Here is a 238-nt window from a genome sequence, read left to right on the forward strand (position 1 = left end):
ACCTGAAGAATATTTAGGACTTTTTTCTATTTCATCATACAACACTTCTATTACAATTTTTGGTTTAATTTTTACGTATTTTCCATTCTGTTCCTCTATATGATCCTTTAACATTTCTGTCATTTCTTCAAATGTTATATCATCTGGACTTTCTTTTTTCTCTTTAAATCCACTTACAACTTCCCCTACTTCCAATAATTTCCCTGTTTTTTCATCTCTAACAGCAACTATAAAAAAT

This window comes from Candidatus Nanopusillus massiliensis, from assembly GCF_920984865.1.